Below are 485 nucleotides of genomic sequence, written 5' to 3'. Positions count from 1 at the left end.
CCTGTCACGGCTGTCCGGCCTGTCGCGGCTGTCCGGTCTCTGATATCCGTCCGGCCCCTGACATCTGTCCGGTGCCCGGGCCGCAGTGGTGTCCGGCGCGCTGTCGCGCCGTCCGCTCGTGTCCGGTCGTCCATCTGCATCTGCCAGATGGCCGCCACGGCCGCGGCCCCGGCCACGAACGAGACCACCATCCCGGCGAAGGTCCAGTCCGGGACGACCAGGTGTGCCAGGCGTATCGCGAGCGGGAATCCAGGGAAGTCCACCTCGGTGCGGTCGGTGTACTCCGGCGAGACGTAGCCGAACCGCGCGACCTTGGTGAACAGGCCGACGTCCCAGCGGTCCCACAACGTGTTCAGCCCCGGCAGCTGCGCGAGCGGATGGCCGGAGAGCGCCCGGGACGCGGCCAGCGAGAGCACGATCACCGCGATCCGGCTGGCGGCCCACACCGGCAGAGTGGCCTGGACGGCCAGCGGCAGCCGGCCCCA

General features: G+C 72.0%; 1 pseudogene. It reads right to left on the bottom strand.

From position 1 onward, the window contains the following. Positions 1-485, bottom strand: a pseudogene (locus NBW84_RS03115) (hypothetical protein); the annotation flags it as partial.

Source organism: Protofrankia sp. CiP1_Cm_nod2 (genome assembly GCF_920664355.1).
Classification (GTDB): domain Bacteria; phylum Actinomycetota; class Actinomycetes; order Frankiales; family Frankiaceae; genus Protofrankia.
The sequence above is the reverse complement of the archived record's forward strand: the minus strand, read 5'-3'. Positions and strand labels throughout refer to the sequence as shown.